Below are 17,162 nucleotides of genomic sequence, written 5' to 3'. Positions count from 1 at the left end.
CTTATTCTTGTTTTGCGACAAGTAATAAAGATGCGCCGAGTAGCCAAAGGGTTCAAGCCAGACACAAAAACCAATGTGGGAGCGGGCTTGCTCGCGAAAGCGGCGGGTCAGTCAACATCATCGTTGAATGACCCACCGCGTTCGCGAGCAAGCCCGCTCCCACAGGGGATAGCGATAATGCGTCAGATCAACCGCGGTGACGACCGCGGAAATAGTTGATCAGGCCTTGGGTGGAAGCATCGTCAGCCGGGGTTTCTTCGCTGCCGACCAGGCGGTTGTAGACGCCCTTGCCCAGCTCTTTACCCAACTCCACGCCCCACTGGTCGAAGGCATTGATGCCCCAGACCACGCTTTGCACGAAGACTTTGTGTTCGTACATCGCCACCAGCGCGCCAAGACGACGCGGGCTGATGCGCTCGACCACAATGGTGTTGCTCGGACGGTTGCCCGGGATCACCTTGTGCGGCGCGATTTTATGCACGTCTTCTTCGCTCATGCCTTTGTCGCGCAGTTCGGCTTCGGCTTCCGGCAGGGTCTTGCCGAGCATTAACGCCTGGCTCTGCGACAGGCAGTTGGCATACAGCCACTGGTGGTGGTCGGAGACCGGGTTGAAGCTGACAATCGGCACGATGAAGTCGGCCGGAATCAGTTGGGTGCCCTGGTGCAGCAACTGGTGATACGCGTGCTGACCGTTGCAACCCACGCCGCCCCAGATGACCGGGCCGGTGTCGGTGGACACTGGCGTGCCGTCCTGGCGTACGCTCTTGCCGTTGGACTCCATGTCCAGCTGTTGCAAGTGCTTGGTGATGTTGCGCAGGTAGTGGTCGTACGGCAGGATCGCGTGGCTTTGCGCGCCCCAGAAGTTGCCGTACCAGACGCCGAGCAAGGCCAGCAGCACCGGCATGTTCTGGTCGAATGGCGCGCTCTGGAAGTGCTGGTCCATGGTGTAGGCACCGGACAGCAGTTCCTTGAAGTTCGACATGCCGATGGCCAGTGCGATTGGCAAGCCAATAGCCGACCACAGCGAGTAACGGCCGCCGACCCAGTCCCACATCGGGAAGATGTTTTCTTCGCGGATACCGAATGCCACCGCCGCCGCGTTGTTGCTGGAGACGGCGATGAAGTGACGATACAGCTCGGCTTCCGAACCGCCCTGAGCCAGGTACCAGGCGCGAGCGGCTTGCGCGTTCTTCAGGGTTTCGAGGGTATTGAAGGATTTCGACGAAACGATGAACAGCGTGGTCTCGGCGCGCAGCTTCATGGTCAGTTCGTGGAATTCACTGCCGTCGATGTTTGCCAGGTAATGGCAGCGCACGCCTTTCTGGGCGTAGGACAGCAGCGCTTCAGAGACCAGCTCAGGGCCGAGGAACGAGCCACCGATGCCGATATTCACCACGTCAGTGATCGGCTTCTCGGTATAACCGCGCCACAGACCGTCGTGGATGCGGCCGACGAGGTCGGTGATCTGGTTCAGCACCTTGTGCACTTCAGGCATCACGTTGACGCCGTTCACCGACAGTTTGTCGCCGACCGGGCGGCGCAGGGCGGTGTGCAGGGCCGGGCGACCTTCCGAGGAATTGACGATTTCGCCGTCGAACAGCGACTTGATCGCGCCCTTGAGGTCGACTTCATTGGCCAGGCCCACCAGCAGATTGCGGGTCTCGGCGTTGATCAGGTTCTTCGAGTAATCGAGAAACAGGCCGCAGCTGCTGAGGGTGAATTGAGTAAAGCGCTGCGGATCGGCATTGAAGGCCTCGCGCATGCTGAAATCCTGCATGGCTTGGCGGTGGTCATTCAACGCTTGCCAGGCGGGCAGAGCGGTAACGTCATGAGGAGTGCGGTAGTACGCCATCGCTGCGGGTTTCCTTTTTACTTGAACGGCTTTTTTGAACACTGAAAATCCCGGAGCGCCGTGGGCAGGCGTCCGGTCAACTGCGTCGACACGATTTCAATGACACAGGGCGAATACAGTAAACCTCGCGCTGCGATCTGTCTTGACTTTGTCTAACACGTTCCCGGTACTTTTTTATACACAAAGCAGGGAACGTTTCGACAAGCGGGAGGGGCGGCGGTTCGATCAGGCGACCTGAACCGGAATGGCATTGCTGGTGTGGCTCAGTTCATTGCCCGGCGCCATGTAGAGCATGCGCGGCTTGAAGTTGAGCAACTCGGCTTCGCTGTAATGCGCGTAGGCGCAGATGATCACCCGGTCACCGACCTTGGCCTTGTGCGCGGCGGCGCCGTTGACCGAGATCATGCGCGAGCCTTCTTCACCACGAATCGCATAGGTGGTGAAGCGTTCGCCGTTGTCGACGTTATAAATCTGGATCTGTTCGTATTCACGGATACCGGACAAGTCCAGCCATTCGCCGTCGATGGCGCAAGAACCTTCGTAATCGAGTACGGCGTGAGTGACTTCGGCGCGATGCAGCTTGGCTTTGAGCATGATGGCGTGCATGAGGGTTTCCCAGGTCGGAATCGAACGGCGGGCAGTTTGCCCGAAGGCTTCAGAGGCAGCAATACGATGTAAAAACTGACGCAGATCCCCTGTGGGAGCGGGCTTGCCCGCGATGGCGGCTTTCCACTCAACATAGATGTTGAAGTGATGGCCTCATCGCGAGCAGGCTCGCTTCTACAGGGGTTTTGTGGTGTTCAGGCGGTGGCGTCGAGGTTCAGGTGCAGGTTGTCGATCAACCGCGTAGTCCCCAGGAACGCCGCCACCAGAATCACCAGGTCCCGATCCTCAGGGGTCGCCGGGCGCAAAGTTTGCGCGTGACGAATCTCCAGGTAATCAGGGCGCAATCCCGCCGCTTCGAGCTGCTTGATCTGTGCGTCGATCAGCGCCGGGAAATCCCGGTCGCCCTGTTTGATCGCCTCGGCAATCTGGCTCAGGCCGCGATATACCGTCGGCGCAACGGCCCGTTGCTCTTCGCTGAGGAAACCATTGCGCGACGACAGCGCCAGGCCATCGGGCGCACGTACGGTCGGTTCGCCAATGATCTGGATCGGCATATTCAGGTCGTGGACCAGGGATTTGATCACCGCCAGTTGCTGGAAATCTTTCTGGCCGAAGATCGCCAGGTCCGGCTGGACCATGTTGAACAGCTTGCTGACCACCGTCGCCACCCCTTCGAAATGCCCGGGACGGCTGGCGCCGCACAGGCCTTCGGAGAGTTGCGGGACGCTGACGCGGGTCTGGCCGGCCATGCCGTCGGGGTACATCTCTTCGACGCTTGGCGCGAACAGCAGGTGGCAACCGGCCTGGAGCAGTTTCTCTTGGTCGGCGGCCAGGGTCCGCGGGTACTTGTCGAGGTCTTCGCCGGCGCCGAATTGCAGCGGGTTGACGAAAATGCTCGCGACCACGAAATCCACCCGTTGGGTCGCTTTGGTAATCAGCGCGATATGACCGCTGTGCAGGTTGCCCATGGTCGGCACGAAGCCGATGCGCTTGCCTTCGCTGCGGGCACGGGCGACAGCGGCCCGAAGTTCGCGTACGGTTTTTACGGTGTTCATGCAGAGAATCCGTGTTCGATCCCAGGGAAAGTGGCTGCCTTGACTTCAGAAACGTAGGCGCTCAACGCAGCGTGAATACTGGTCTGGCCGTTCATGAAGTTTTTTACGAATTTAGGCACACGGCCGGTAATCGACAGGCCCAGCATGTCGTGCAGGACCAGGACCTGGCCGTCGGTGCCACTGCCGGCGCCGATGCCGATCACCGGAATGCCTACCGCCTGGGTGATTTCCTGGGCCAGTTCGCTCGGTACGCACTCCAGCAGCAACATGGCTGCACCGGCCTGCTCCAGGGCGATGGCGTCGGCGCGCATTTGCCGTGCCTGGTTCTCGCTGCGGCCCTGGACTTTATAACCGCCCAGGATGTTCACCGATTGCGGCGTCAGGCCCATGTGCGCGCACACCGGGATACCGCGTTCGGCCAGCAGACGGATCGAGTCGGCGAGCCACAAGGCCCCTTCAACCTTGACCATGTGCGCACCGGCCTGCATCAACAGGGCGCTGTTGCTCATGGCTTGTTCGGTGGTGGCGTAGGCCATGAACGGCAGGTCGGCGAGGATCAGCGCATCGGCGTTACCGCGTTTGACGGCTGCCACGTGGTAAGCCATTTCCGCGGTGGTCACCGGCAAGGTGCTGTCGTGACCCTGCAGAACCATGCCGAGGGAGTCGCCCACCAGCAGCACTTCTACGCCAGCCTGATTGCAGGCGTGGGCGAAGGTCGCGTCATAGCAGGTCAGCATGGTGATCTTTTCACCTTTTTGCTTGAGACCTTGCAGAGTGGTCAGGGTAATGGCTGGCATGAAAAGTTCCTCATTCAGGCGCTGTGGAAACTACTGCGAGTAACGCGCGTGATTCTTCGTTAAATACAGGCGCACGGTCTGTTGTCGTGCTTTTAAGGCCTGGATTGCGCCCTTCAATGCCGTGTTGGCGGCAGCGGGACGCCTATAGTCGTGAGGAGAACTCGGGAAGTCAATTGCATGTGTTACCGCATTGTTACGCGGTCGGTGTTACCGGGGTAACTGATGCGTTTCAGCAGGTTTGCGGTCGATCTTGAGCCTTGTACAAAACACTGTGGGAGCGGGCTTGCCCGCGATGGCGACTTTACATTCAACATCAATGCTGACTGGTAGTCCGCCATCGCGGGCAAGCCTGCTCCCACAGGGATCGGTGTTAATTTTGGGGGAGGCGTTCCAGGCCGACGAACGGGCAATCGGCGAGTAGTGCCTTCAGGCTGCGACCATCGGCCAGATGCAGCTCCGTCGGCGCGAGTTCGGCCAGCGGATACAGTACGAAAGCCCGTTCCTGCATGTGATAGTGCGGCACCTTGAGGCGTGGTTCGTCGATCAGCCGATCGCCAAACAGCACGATGTCGAGGTCCAGCGTGCGCGGCCCCCAGCGCTCAAGACGCTCGCGGCCCTGTCCGTTCTCGATGGCTTGCAGCGCATCGAGCAGGTCCAGCGGCGTGAGCGTGCTGTCGAGGGCGGCGACCGCGTTGGTGTAACGCGGTTGGCCGGGCAGGAGCGAGTCGCTTTGATAAAACCCGGACACACCGATCAGTTCGGTCTGCGGCAACCGAGCCAGCGCCTCGACGGCGCTGCGCAATTGTTCGGCGGGGTCAGCCAGATTGCTGCCCATGCCGATGTAGATGCGTTCCATGGATTACTCGCCCGTGGCACTCGGTGCGCCGGCCGCGCGTTTGCGCTTGGCGCCACCGCTGCGACGACGTTTGCGTGGAGCGCCGGTGCCTTCATCCTTGCCGCTGAGGTCGCGGATCATGTCCCGACGCTCACTGTCGTTGGCGTCCTGATAGTCAGTCCACCATTCGCCCAGGCCATCGGTCTGCTCGCCAGCGCTTTCGCGCAGCAGCAAGAAGTCGTAACCGGCGCGGAACCGCGGGTTATCCAGCAACAGGTCGGCCCGCTTGCCGCTGCGGCGCGGAAGACGTTCCTGCATGTCCCAGATTTCGCGGATCGGCATGGTGAAGCGTTTCGGGATCGCGATCCGCTGACACTGTTCGGCAATCAGCTCATGAGCCGCTTCCTGCATCGCCGGAATCGGCGGCATGCCACGTTCTTGCAGGCGCAGTACGCGGGCCGGCAGGGCAGGCCACAACAGGGCTGCAAACAGGAACGCCGGGGTAACCGGTTTGTTCTGCTTGATGCGCAGGTCGGTATTGATCAACGCTTCGCTGATCAAGGTGTGGGTGTACGTCGGGTTGTATTCCAGCGCCTCGGCACTGGCCGGGAACAGCGGATCGAACAGCTGCAGGTCGACCAGCATCTCGAAGGTGTCCGCGGCATGGCCGGAGAGGAACAGCTTGAGCACTTCTTCGAACAGACGGGCTGACGGGATCTCGCGCAACATCGGCGCCAAGTCGCGGATCGGCTGGGCGCTGTGTTTTTCGATGCCGAAATTAAGCTTGGCGGCGAAACGCACGGCCCGCAGCATCCGTACCGGGTCTTCCTGGTAGCGTTGCTTCGGGTCGCCGATCAGACGGATCAGGTGATTGCGAATGTCGTGTACGCCATTGGCGTAATCGAGAATGCGCTCGCTGACCGGATCGTAATACAGGGCGTTGATGGTGAAGTCGCGGCGTTGCGCGTCTTCTTCCAGCGTGCCGTAGACGTTGTCGCGCAGGATACGCCCGCTCTCGTTACGGGAAGACTGGTTGCTGTCTTCTTCGTCGTCGTTTTGCGGGTGATTAGCGCGGAAGGTCGCGACTTCGATGATTTCGCGGCCAAAGTGGATATGCACCAGTTTGAAGCGGCGACCGATGATCCGCGCATTGCGGAATTCGGCTCGCACCTGTTCAGGGGTGGCACTGGTGGCGACGTCGAAATCTTTTGGCGTGATGCCAAGCAGCATGTCACGCACACAGCCGCCAACCAGGTAAGCCTGGTAACCGGCGTTCTGCAGGCGTTCGACGATGTTCACCGCGTAACGGCTGAACTGACCCTTTTGCAGCGAATGTTGGCCGCTGTTGAGCACTTCAGGCGTACTGCGAATGTGTTGCGTATGACGCTTGGGAGAACGGAATGACTGGAACAACTTCTTCAGCATGGGATGCACTGTTTGAAGGAATGTTCGGCCATAACGAAGAATGACCGCATGATGGGCGGGGATTCTAGCATTTAGTCGGGGGATGGTGTAGGAAGCTGCGCAAGCACTTGAAGGGGATGTCTGGAAGGCGAGTTTGTGTAGCGAACCGTGTAGCAGCTGCTACAAGAGCTCAAACGCCAGAAACTACAAGGGGAGCCGAAGCTCCCCAAGAAAGTAGTTGCATGCTCTATTTTTATTTTTGATTCGGGCTTTTTGTTTTTGTTAAGTGCCCTCGCCATGAAGCTTTTCCTTCATGACCCTCCCAATCGGGAGCCAAGAGCAAACGGATTGCTTTGGTCGCTGTGTTGCAGTGATCTTGCGATCCAACCAGTTCAGGCACTGTCTTAGGACAGTTTTTTATTATTCTCGGCCTGGTCGTGGGGCAAGCCCCAAATACAACGCCTCTCCAAAAGAATCAGTTAGCTGCGCCTCTCGCCGTCTTGTTTTTATTGTGCGTGAGTCGATTCGTCTTATTTTTATTGTCTTGTGCATTGCTTGTTATTGTTCTTGTACTAAACATATAGCAGGGTGCGTGCCAACTTTTGCGAGACCCAGTAGAACAAGGGGTTAGGCGGGTTGATGGGGTTTTTCGAGGCCCAAAAAAACCGGGGCTTCGTTACCGTAAGCCCCGGCTTCTGTTACGTGAAAAGACTGGGGTAACAGTTTTTTCACAAAGTCACGTGTTACCCGCACACCTGACAGGTGACGTTCAGCTCTCGCTGGCCACCCCGGTCTTGCGCCGCGGAATGCCCAGGCGCTGACGACGTTCCCACAGGCATTTGCGACTCACCCCGAGTTTGCGCGCCAGTTCGGTTTCCGTCATGTGGTCCTGATGCTCAAGCACGAAGTGCTGGAAGTAGTCTTCCAGCGACAGGTCTTCGGTCGGCTCATGATTGTTGTTGCTGGCGCCGTTGCCCTGTTGCGGGGGCAGGCCGATGAAGTCGTCGTCTTCCAGATCGCTCAGTTCGATGTCGATCCCCAGCAGCTCGGCGGAAATCTCCGGGCTCTCACACAGGATGACGGCGCGCTCGACGGCGTTTTCCAGTTCACGAACGTTACCCGGCCAGGAATAATGACGAATCGCCTGCTCGGCATCCGCGGCGAACTTCAGGTCGGTGCGGTTGACCCGCGCGCTCTGTCGCGCCAGGAAGGCATTGGCGATCTCGTTGACGTCGGCACCGCGCTCGCGCAAGGCCGGCAGTTTCAGGGCGATCACGTGGAGGCGGTAGTACAAGTCTTCACGGAACTGACCGATCTTCGCCAGGCTCTTGAGGTCGCGGTGAGTCGCGGCGATCAAACGCACATCGACCTTTTGCGACTGGACTGAGCCGACCCGGCGAATTTCACCTTCCTGCAATACGCGCAGCAGGCGAGCCTGGGCTTCCAGCGGCAGTTCGCCGATTTCGTCGAGGAACAAGGTGCCGCCGTCGGCCGCTTCCACCAGACCGGCACGCCCGGCGCTGGCGCCGGTGAATGCGCCCTTTTCGTGGCCGAACAGTTCGGACTCGATCAGGCTTTCCGGAATGGCTGCGCAGTTCACCGAAATCATCGGCGCCTTGGCGCGTCGGGACAGGTTGTGCAGGGCGCGGGCCACCAGTTCTTTACCGGTACCGGATTCGCCCTGGATCAGGACATTGGAATCGGTCGGCGCGACTTTGCGGATCTTGCTGTACAGGTCCTGCATCGGCGGGCATGAACCAATGATGCCGATTTCGCCGTTGCTGTTATCGACACCTGGTTTTGCTGCGCCATTGCCGGCTTTGCCGGTGACCGGTTCGCCGCTGGCTGGCAGCGACTGGCGGTCACGCAGGATTCGGGCGACGGCCTGGAGCATTTCGTCGTGGTCGAAAGGTTTGGCGATGTAATCCACCGCACCCATCTTCATCGAATCTACGGCCGAACGCAGGCTGGCGTAGCTGGTCATGATCAGCACCGGAGTGCCCTGGCCGAGTTTGATCAACTCGGTGCCCGGGGCGCCCGGCAGACGCAAGTCGCTGACGATCAGGTCGAACGTGGGAATGGTGAAGCGTTCTTGTGCTTCCTGCACTGAACCGGCTTCGCTGACCTGGTACTGGTTACGTTCCAGCAGGCGGCGCAAGGCGGAGCGGATAATTGTTTCGTCTTCGACGATCAAAATGTGCGGCATTGATTCGATACTCTCGACGGTCTCAGTTCACAGCGGACGTCGCTTCGACATGACGCGGCAAAGTCACCCGGATACGGGTGCCGCGTTGGCTTTGTACATCAGCCGGGCTGTCGATGGTGATTTGTCCATAATGCTCTTCAACGATGGAATAGACCAGTGCAAGGCCCAGACCGGTGCCTTCGCCAGGATCCTTGGTGGTGAAGAAAGGTTCGAACAATCTGTCCATGATGTTCTTCGGAATACCACTGCCTTCGTCTTCCACGATCAGATCGACCGTGTGTTCGCCGGCTTCGCTTTTGACCCGCACCGCACTGCCGGGAGGCGAGGCGTCACGGGCGTTTGAGAGCAGGTTGATCAAGACCTGGGCGAGGCGCTGTGGATCGCCTTCGACCCAGTGATCGGGGTCGCACAGATTATAGAACTGCACTTCGAAATTGCGTCGGTTCAGGGCCAGCAGACCGATCGCATCCTGGGCCACTTCGGCCAGACAGACGGGCTCGTCGCTGTGCTGATGGCTGCCGGCGTGGGCGAAGCTCATCAGCGACTGAACGATGCGTGACACGCGCTTGGTCTGCTCGAGGATCTGCCCGCTGATTTCCTTCAGCTCGCCATCGTCTTCACGCTCTTCGCGCAGGTTCTGCGCCAGGCACGCGATGCCGGTGATAGGGTTGCCGATTTCATGGGCCACACCCGCGGCGAGGCGGCCGATGCTGGCCAGGCGCTCGGAGTGCACCAGTTTGTCTTCGAGCATCTGGGTTTCGGTCAGGTCTTCCACCAGCAATACCAGGCCACTGTTACCCGGCGCGAGCGGTTCATCGATCGCCGCTTTGTGCAGGTTCAGCCAGCGCGTCTGGCCATCAAGCGCCAGGTGCTGCTTGTGCAAATGCTCGTCCGGCAGATTGATGAAGCCTTGCAGCAGTTCTTTCCACGGATCGGCGATGGTGCTCAGGCGTGAACCGACCACACGCTGCGCGGCAATCCCGGTCAGCTCCTCCATGGCTTTGTTCCACATGAGGATTTCCTGATCCTTGGCCAGCGAGCACACGCCCATCGGCAATTCCTGCAAGGTCTGGCGGTGATAGCGGCGCAGGGCATCGAGTTCGGCGGCAAGGCCGGTGAGGCGCGAGTGATAGTCCTCAAGGCGGCTTTCGATGAAATGGATGTCTTCGGTGACGTAGTTTTCGCCGCCGGCCTTGTACGGCAGGAAGGTTTCGACCATGTCTTGCGCCACACTCGGGCCCATCAGGCCGGACAGGTTGGCTTCGATACGGTCACGCAAACGGCGCAAGGCGTACGGCCGGCGCTCGTCGAACGGCAGATAAAGATCGCGCAGTGCCTGTTCGACTTCTTTTTGTGCGGCTTTCGCGCCCAATGGTTTGGCCAGTTGCGTAGCGAATTCCTGAGGCGAGGCAGCGTGCAGCTCGCGGCGTTGCGGCCGGCGCACGTTGTCCACGGCGCAGGCTTCGGCAGCGCTGGCCTCTTCGGGGCTGGCGTTGGTGAATAGCGAGATCAGGGTGAACATCAGCACGTTGGCGGCCAGGGATGCGATTGCGGCCATGTGCCAACTGGTGTCGTCCAGCACGTAGATCATGTTCAGCAGCGGAATGTAAAAGCCCTGCAGATTGCCGACCAGCGGCAACAGCATGGTCACCAGCCACACCAGAATCCCCGCCAGCAAACCGGCGATGAATCCACGACGGTTGGCGGTCGGCCAATACAGCACCGACAACACGCCCGGCAGGAATTGCAGCGTGGCGACAAACGCGACGATGCCGAGGTTGGCCAGGTCCTGTTCGGCGCCCAGCAACAGGTAGAAGCCGTAACCGGCCATGATGATCGCAACGATCAGTGCGCGGCGGGTCCACTTCAGCCAGCGATAGATGTTGCCTTCGGCCGGTGGTTGATAGAGCGGCAGCACCAAGTGGTTCAGCGCCATCCCGGACAGCGCCAGGGTGGTGACGATGATCAGCCCGCTGGCGGCCGACAATCCACCGATATAGGCGAGTAATGCCAGGGCTTTGCTGTTGGCGGCGATGCCGATGCCCAGCGTGAAATATTCCGGATTGGTCGTGGCGCCAAGTTTCAGGCCGGCCCAGAGGATCAGCGGCACCGCCAGACTCATCAGCAGCAGGAACAGCGGCAAACCCCAACTTGCGCTGACCAGCGAGCGCGGGTTGAGGTTTTCGGTAAAGGTCATGTGGTACATGTGCGGCATCACGATCGCCGAAGCGAAGAACACCAACAGCAGCGTGCGCCATGGGCCTTCCTGCAACGGCGTGTGCAAAGCGGCGAGGGCGGTCTGGTTTTGCAGCAGCCACAGCTCCAGCTGTTGCGGGCCATCGAATACCCCATAAAGGGCATAGAGGCCGACGCCGCCGATGGCGATCAGCTTGATCACCGACTCGAAAGCAATCGCGAACACCAGGCCTTCATGCTTCTCGCGGGTGGCGATGTGGCGCGAGCCGAAGAAGATCGTGAACAGGGTAATCAGTGCGCAGAAACTCAGGGCCACGCGGTGTTGCACCGGCTCGCGCGTGAGGATGCCGATGGAGTCGGCGACCGCCTGAATCTGCAGCGCCAGCAACGGCAGCACGCCGATCAGCATGAAAATCGTCGTCAGTGCCCCGGCCCAGGTGCTGCGGAAACGGAAGGCGAACAGGTCGGCGAGGGACGACAGTTGATAGGTGCGGGTGATTTTCAGGATCGGGTACAGCAACACCGGTGCCAGCAAAAATGCCCCGGAAACCCCCAGGTAGCTGGACAGAAAGCCATAGCCATACTGATAGGCCAGGCCCACCGTGCCGTAAAACGCCCAGGCGCTGGCATACACGCCCAGCGACAGGGTGTACGTCAGCGGGTGGCGAATGATCGCCCGGGGGATCATGCCCCGTTCGCTGATCCAGGCCACGCCGAACAGCACCGCCAGGTAGGCGGCGCTGATCAGGATCATCTGGGTCAGGCTAAAGCTCATCGGCATCTTTTTGGCTCTGCAGGATGAAGGTCACGACGATCAGAATCAGCCAGAGCAGATAAGGGCGATACCAGGCGCCAGTGGCGTCGATCCACCAATCCATGATGGCCGGGGAGAACAGATAAATCCCCACTACCAGGAGCAGGACCAAGCGATAGATGTACATCCCGGCCTCTCTTTTTTAGGCGTGTGCCCGAAAACGTGCGGCGATGGTAACGGATGGGCGCGCCACTGCAAGTGTGATCACTGTAGTTGCGCTTCGGGCAGGGTGAGTGTGCGCGGGATTAATGAGGCATCCCAGTGGGCGATGCCCCAATCCAGCACTTCCCGTGGTGACGCATAGGCCAGTTCCTTGCCCGGGTTTTGCCCGAGTGCGCGCAACGCACGCAGCAACAAAGGCGTGGCCTGATCGGCGGTCAATGGCGGCGAGCGGTAGGATTTGCCGAGCTTGTTGCCATCGGGCTGGGTAATCAGCGGGATGTGCAGATAGCGCGGTTGCCGCAAGCCAAGCAGTTCTTGCAGGTAGAGCTGGCGCGGCGTGGAGTCCAGCAGGTCAGCGCCCCGGACGATATCGGTGATGCCTTGCCAGGCATCGTCCAGTACCACCGCCAGTTGATAGGCGTAGAGCCCGTCGCGGCGGCGGATCACGAAGTCACCGACTTCCCGGCCCAGATGCTGGCGAAACTCGCCTTGCACGCGGTCGATGAAGTGGTAGTCGAGCTCGGGTACACGCAGTCGAATCGCGGCGTCTTCAGTGCCGTGGCCGGCATTTCGGCACAGGCCCGGGTAGATGCCGTGATACGGCTCCAATTGCTTGCGCGAGCAGGTGCAGGCGTAAGCGAGGCCTTGATTGAACAGGCGATTGAGTACTTCAGCGTAAGCCTCGTGCCGATCGCTCTGGCGGACCATTTCGCCGTCCCATTCGAAACCGTAGCTTTCCAGGGCTTTAAGAATCGCCGCTTGAGCGCCGGGTTCCTCCCGTGGCGGATCGAGGTCTTCCATGCGCATCAGCCAGCGGCCACCCACCGCGCGCGCGTCAAGGTACGAAGCCAGCGCTGCGACCAGCGAACCGAAATGCAGATGTCCACTGGGCGTGGGGGCGAAGCGCCCGATGTAGGTGGTGGCGGTCATAAAGGCGATCTATGTTGTCCGGCGTACGCAAGTCGCTGTGGGAGCGAGCCTTTGTGGTGAGGGGATTTAGCGAAACGTCGCACCGCCCCGTTCGGCTGCGGAGCAGTCGCAAACCCGGTGGATGCGTTTTTTCTGACGCCTCTCGATTGCAGCGTTTGGGGCCGCTACGCGACCCAACGGGGATAATCCCCTCGCCACAAAGGCTCCCTCCCTCAGGTTTTTTGCTGGGGCGAATTTCAGAAACAAAAACGGAGCGTTCGCACGCTCCGTTGTTCGTTCAAGGCGACATTACTTGCCGACTTGCTTTTCCTTGATTTCCGCCAGGGTCTTGCAGTCAACGCACATGTCGGCGGTAGGACGGGCTTCCAGTCGCTTGACGCCGATCTCGACGCCGCAGGACTCGCACCAGCCATATTCTTCGTCTTCGATCAGCTGCAGCGTCTTGTCGATCTTCTTGATCAACTTGCGCTCGCGGTCGCGGGCTCGCAGTTCAAGGCTGAACTCTTCTTCCTGGCTGGCACGGTCTGCCGGGTCCGGGAAATTGGCCGCTTCGTCTTTCATGTGATCAACCGTACGGTCGACTTCCTGCATCAAGTCCTGTTTCCACTTATTCAGGATCTTGGTGAAGTGAGCGCGCATGGGTTTGCCCATGTACTCCTCGCCCTTTACTTCTTTGTAGGGTTCGAAGCCGCTGATCGACGTATTTTGCTGCTTTGCTTGGGTGGGCATGAAATGGACCGCCTCTACTCTTGTAATCCATTGCGCAGGATTGCTCCATCACCGACACCTGCCGGCCCTGCGGCTGCAAGCGGGCGAACTTACCAGATCAAATCGGGGCGCGCTACTCCCGGATGTCGAGGTAGTGGCCCCAAGGGCTTGCAAATGATTGCAAAGCCTTGTCTGGCGGCGTTGGAGGCCTGATCAATTATTGATTTTAGTCAAACCTGGGGTACGCGCTTGAGTCGTTTGTGGCCAGGGATATATCGGCTCTGACCGCTTTAGGTTCTCGCTCGTTCCGGCGCTTGGGTAGAATCGATTCTTTTCTCCGTTGTAAGGAAGGCTAATGGCTCAGTCCTACAGTGCCCGCAGTCGCGCGATCGAACCTTTCCACGTCATGGCGCTGCTGGCGCGGGCCAATGAACTGCAGGCTGCGGGTCACGATGTGATCCACCTGGAAATCGGCGAACCGGACTTCACCACCGCCGAACCGATCATCCAGGCCGGCCAGGCCGCACTGACGGCGGGGAAGACCCGTTACACCGCTGCGCGCGGCATCCCCGAGTTGCGTGAAGCGATCTCGAATTTCTATCAACAGCGTTACAGTTTGAGCATTGATCCGCAGCGAATCCTCATCACGCCTGGCGGTTCGGGCGCGCTGTTGCTGGCCAGCGCCTTGCTGGTCGACCCTGGCAAACACTGGCTGCTGGCGGACCCGGGTTACCCGTGCAACCGGCACTTCCTGCGCTTGGTCGAAGGCGCTGCGCAATTGGTGCCGGTCGGCCCGGATGTGCGTTATCAGCTCACGCCGGACTTGGTGGCGCGCCATTGGGATCAAGACAGCGTCGGCGCCTTGGTGGCCTCGCCCGCCAACCCGACCGGAACCATCCTGACCCGCGACGAGCTGGCCGGCTTGTCGGCGGCGATCAAGGCGCGCCACGGTCATCTGGTGGTGGACGAGATCTACCATGGCCTGACTTACGGCACCGATGCCGCCAGTGTGCTGGAAGTCGATGACAGCGCCTTCGTCTTGAATAGTTTTTCCAAGTATTTCGGCATGACTGGTTGGCGGTTGGGATGGCTGGTCGCGCCTGAAGCGGCGGTCGGCGAGCTGGAAAAACTCGCGCAAAACCTCTACATCAGCGCCCCGAGCATGGCCCAGCATGCCGCATTGGCCTGCTTTGAACCGGCCACGATCAGTATCCTGGAGGAGCGTCGCGCCGAATTCGGTCGTCGTCGGGATTTCCTGTTGCCGGCCCTGCGGGAGCTGGGCTTCGGGATCGCCGTTGAGCCTGAAGGCGCGTTCTATTTGTACGCCGATATCAGCAAGTTCGGCGGTGATGCCTTCGCATTCTGCCGACATTTCCTTGAAACCGAGCACGTGGCAATTACCCCGGGGCTGGACTTCGGGCGCTATCAGGCCGGGCATCATGTGCGTTTTGCCTACACTCAAAGCCTGCCGCGCCTGGAAGAAGCGGTTGAGCGGATCGCTCGTGGATTGCGGAGCTGGCAAGGCTGATGCGTTTTTCTCCTCTCCTCGAAGAAGGTCGTCTGATCCGACGTTACAAGCGTTTTCTTGCCGATATCGAAACCGTTGACGGCGAGTTGCTGACAATTCACTGCCCCAACACCGGCTCGATGCTCAATTGCCAGGTAGAGGGCGGGCAGGTCTGGTTCAGTCGCTCCAACGACCCGAAACGCAAGTTGCCTGGCACTTGGGAAATCGGTGAAACCCCGCAGGGCCGGCAGTTTTGCGTAAACACTGGGCGTGCTAACGGGCTAATCGAAGAAGCGTTGCGGGCGGGTGTGATTACCGAACTGAACGGCTTTACCGGGTTGAAAACCGAAGTGGCCTACGGACAGGAAAGCAGCCGCATCGATTTTCGTCTCGATTACCCGGGCGGGCCGGCGTATGTGGAAGTCAAAAGCGTAACCCTGGGCTTCGACGGGTCATCGGTGGCGGCGTTTCCCGATGCGGTGACGCAACGGGGCGCCAAGCATTTGCGGGAACTGGCGCATCTGGCCCGGGACGGGATTCGCGCGGTGCAGTTGTATTGCGTCAACCTGACCGGCATTGAAGCGGTGCGTCCGGCAGACGAGATCGATTCGGCCTACGCGGCGGCCTTGCGCGAGGCGGTGGCGTGCGGAGTCGAGGTGCTGGCCTATGGTGTGCGATTGACGCACGAAGAAATGGTGGTCGATCGACGTCTGGAAGTGCTGCTGAACGGCTAAAGGCTGATCCAGATCCCTTGTTCGTCTTCGCGGCTGGCAACGGTGGTCAAAGATTGCCCGGCGCACGGGCCGGCGACGCATTCGCCGTCTTCGATCAGGAACAGTGCGCCGTGGGTGGCGCACTGGATCAGGCTGTTGCTGGGGTCGAGAAACTGGTCGGGTTTCCATTCCAGCCCGACGCCCCGGTGCGGGCAGCGATTGATATAAACGTACACTTGGCCGCCCCGGCGCACGGCGAAGAGTTTCTGACCGTCCACGTCGAATCCGCGACTGCTGTTGTCAGCCAATTCGGCACCTGTGCAAAGCCACTTCATGTCTATCCTCAATTCCGGCGGCTCGTGACCGGATATGTCCGAGCTTGACGTTCAAATGCAAACAATTATCAAATGGCCGCTTCGCCCATCGGGCGCAGGTGCCGGATGCCGAGGATACTTGGCCTGTCATCTCGATGCCTGGGGAAACTTAAAAGGAAGCTGTTTATGCGCCTGAGTACCCGCGTTGCTGCGCTGTGTGTCGGACTCTTCGTCAGCCACCACGCCGCAGCGGCCGAGCTGCCACAGCGTTGGGTCAGTGCCGGTGGCGCTCTGTCGGAGTGGGTGAGCGCGCTGGGCGGCGAGTCGAAACTGGTCGGCGTCGATACCACCAGTCAGCATCCGGAATCGTTGAAGGCGCTGCCGAGCATCGGTTATCAGCGGCAACTGTCGGCGGAGGGCATCTTGAGCTTACGCCCGCAGATTCTGATCGGCACCGAGGAAATGGGGCCGCCGCCGGTGCTGTCGCAGGTTCGTAGCGCGGGCGTGCAGGTTGAGCTGTTCTCGGCCAAGCCCGATCTGCCGACGTTGCAGGGCAACCTGGCGCATCTGGGCAAGTTGCTCGGGGCTGAAGATAAGGCTGCGCAGTTGCTCCAGTCCTATCAGCAGCAACTTGAGCTGCAGAAGGTCCGGGTCACTCGCGCGCAGTTGAAGGAAAAATCGCCGGGCGTGCTGATGCTGCTCGGCCATGCGGGCGGCAAACCGCTCATCGCCGGCAAGGACACCGCTGCCGATTGGTTGATCCAGCAGGCGGGCGGGCACAATCTGGCCACGCACACCGGCTACAAACCCTTTTCTGTTGAATCGCTGGTCAGTCTTGACCCGGACGTCTTGGTGTTTGCGGACCGAGCGCTGACCGGCGATGCCGCGCGTGCGGCGTTGTTCAAGGAAAACCCGATTCTGTCCGCGACCCGCGCGGCCAGGGACGGGCGCGTCATGGAGCTTGATCCGACCTTGTTGGTGGGTGGATTGGGACCGCGTTTGCCCGATGCGTTGAAAACGCTGTCTGAAGGTTTCTACCCCGGTAAAGCCACCCAATGACCAT

15 protein-coding genes are annotated in these 17,162 nt (G+C 60.1%); 3 read left to right on the top strand and 12 right to left on the bottom strand.

The features are described from left to right. Positions 1 to 187: 187 nt before the first annotated feature. The 11 genes from pgi to dksA all read right to left on the bottom strand — a co-directional run bounded on the left by pgi (position 188) and on the right by dksA (position 13,586). Positions 188 to 1,852, bottom strand: coding sequence for a glucose-6-phosphate isomerase (pgi, locus tag DJ564_RS27910; protein WP_109634900.1), 1,665 nt, complete (start codon positions 1,850 to 1,852; stop codon positions 188 to 190). Positions 1,853 to 2,077: 225 nt separating this feature from the next. After that, entirely contained in the window at positions 2,078 to 2,458 is a 381-nt protein-coding gene (gene panD / locus DJ564_RS27905) for an aspartate 1-decarboxylase (protein ID WP_003228271.1), read from the bottom strand. Between the two features lie 194 nt (positions 2,459 to 2,652). Continuing rightward, complete coding sequence (gene panC / locus DJ564_RS27900; protein ID WP_109634898.1) at positions 2,653 to 3,513, bottom strand: pantoate--beta-alanine ligase; 861 nt, start codon at positions 3,511 to 3,513, stop codon at positions 2,653 to 2,655. Then, complete coding sequence (panB, locus tag DJ564_RS27895) at positions 3,510 to 4,310, bottom strand: 3-methyl-2-oxobutanoate hydroxymethyltransferase (RefSeq protein WP_109634897.1); 801 nt, start codon at positions 4,308 to 4,310, stop codon at positions 3,510 to 3,512. The genes panC and panB overlap by 4 nt, the downstream gene beginning before the upstream one ends. A 370-nt stretch (positions 4,311 to 4,680) precedes the next feature. Next, entirely contained in the window at positions 4,681 to 5,166 is a 486-nt protein-coding gene (folK, locus tag DJ564_RS27890; protein WP_109634895.1) for a 2-amino-4-hydroxy-6-hydroxymethyldihydropteridine diphosphokinase, read from the bottom strand. 3 nt (positions 5,167 to 5,169) lie between these two features. Next, positions 5,170 to 6,570 (bottom strand): polynucleotide adenylyltransferase PcnB, encoded by a 1,401-nt coding sequence (locus DJ564_RS27885; RefSeq protein WP_109634893.1) that lies wholly within the window; start codon positions 6,568 to 6,570, stop codon positions 5,170 to 5,172. A gap of 748 nt (positions 6,571 to 7,318) precedes the next feature. Then, positions 7,319 to 8,755, bottom strand: a complete 1,437-nt coding sequence (locus DJ564_RS27875) for a sigma-54 dependent transcriptional regulator (RefSeq protein ID WP_109634889.1) — start codon at positions 8,753 to 8,755, stop codon at positions 7,319 to 7,321. A 22-nt stretch (positions 8,756 to 8,777) separates the two neighbouring features. After that, on the bottom strand, positions 8,778 to 11,732 hold the full coding sequence (locus tag DJ564_RS27870; protein ID WP_162556248.1) for a sensor histidine kinase: 2,955 nt from the start codon (positions 11,730 to 11,732) through the stop codon (positions 8,778 to 8,780). After that, positions 11,716 to 11,892, bottom strand: a complete 177-nt coding sequence (locus tag DJ564_RS27865) for a hypothetical protein (protein WP_003176118.1) — start codon at positions 11,890 to 11,892, stop codon at positions 11,716 to 11,718. Before DJ564_RS27865 ends, DJ564_RS27870 begins: the two co-directional genes overlap by 17 nt. 77 nt (positions 11,893 to 11,969) lie before the next feature. Further along, the gene (gene gluQRS, locus DJ564_RS27860; protein WP_109634886.1) at positions 11,970 to 12,857 is read right to left on the bottom strand and encodes a tRNA glutamyl-Q(34) synthetase GluQRS; all 888 of its coding nucleotides are present in this window, start codon (positions 12,855 to 12,857) and stop codon (positions 11,970 to 11,972) included. A gap of 288 nt (positions 12,858 to 13,145) precedes the next feature. Then, positions 13,146 to 13,586, bottom strand: a complete 441-nt coding sequence (gene dksA, locus DJ564_RS27855; protein ID WP_109634884.1) for an RNA polymerase-binding protein DksA — start codon at positions 13,584 to 13,586, stop codon at positions 13,146 to 13,148. A gap of 334 nt (positions 13,587 to 13,920) precedes the next feature. Here dksA and DJ564_RS27850 point away from each other — a divergent pair, with 334 nt between their 5' ends. Continuing rightward, positions 13,921 to 15,093: a pyridoxal phosphate-dependent aminotransferase gene (locus DJ564_RS27850; RefSeq protein WP_109634882.1), complete on the top strand. Its 1,173-nt coding sequence runs from the start codon at positions 13,921 to 13,923 to the stop codon at positions 15,091 to 15,093. Then, complete coding sequence (gene sfsA / locus DJ564_RS27845) at positions 15,093 to 15,806, top strand: DNA/RNA nuclease SfsA (protein WP_109634881.1); 714 nt, start codon at positions 15,093 to 15,095, stop codon at positions 15,804 to 15,806. The genes DJ564_RS27850 and sfsA overlap by 1 nt, the downstream gene beginning before the upstream one ends. Here sfsA and DJ564_RS27840 read toward each other — a convergent pair. Beyond that, the gene (locus tag DJ564_RS27840) at positions 15,803 to 16,120 is read right to left on the bottom strand and encodes a Rieske (2Fe-2S) protein (protein WP_109634879.1); all 318 of its coding nucleotides are present in this window, start codon (positions 16,118 to 16,120) and stop codon (positions 15,803 to 15,805) included. The two genes, sfsA and DJ564_RS27840, sit on opposite strands and share 4 nt — an antisense overlap. A 165-nt stretch (positions 16,121 to 16,285) precedes the next feature. Here DJ564_RS27840 and DJ564_RS27835 point away from each other — a divergent pair, with 165 nt between their 5' ends. Next, a complete protein-coding gene (locus DJ564_RS27835) occupies positions 16,286 to 17,158 on the top strand; it encodes a hemin ABC transporter substrate-binding protein (protein WP_109634877.1) in 873 nt (290 codons plus the stop codon). The last annotated feature ends 4 nt before the right edge of the window (positions 17,159 to 17,162 follow it).

The sequence above is a fragment of the Pseudomonas sp. 31-12 genome, from assembly GCF_003151075.1.
Classification (GTDB): Bacteria; Pseudomonadota; Gammaproteobacteria; order Pseudomonadales; family Pseudomonadaceae; genus Aquipseudomonas.
This window is presented reverse-complemented; position numbering and strand designations above follow the sequence as displayed.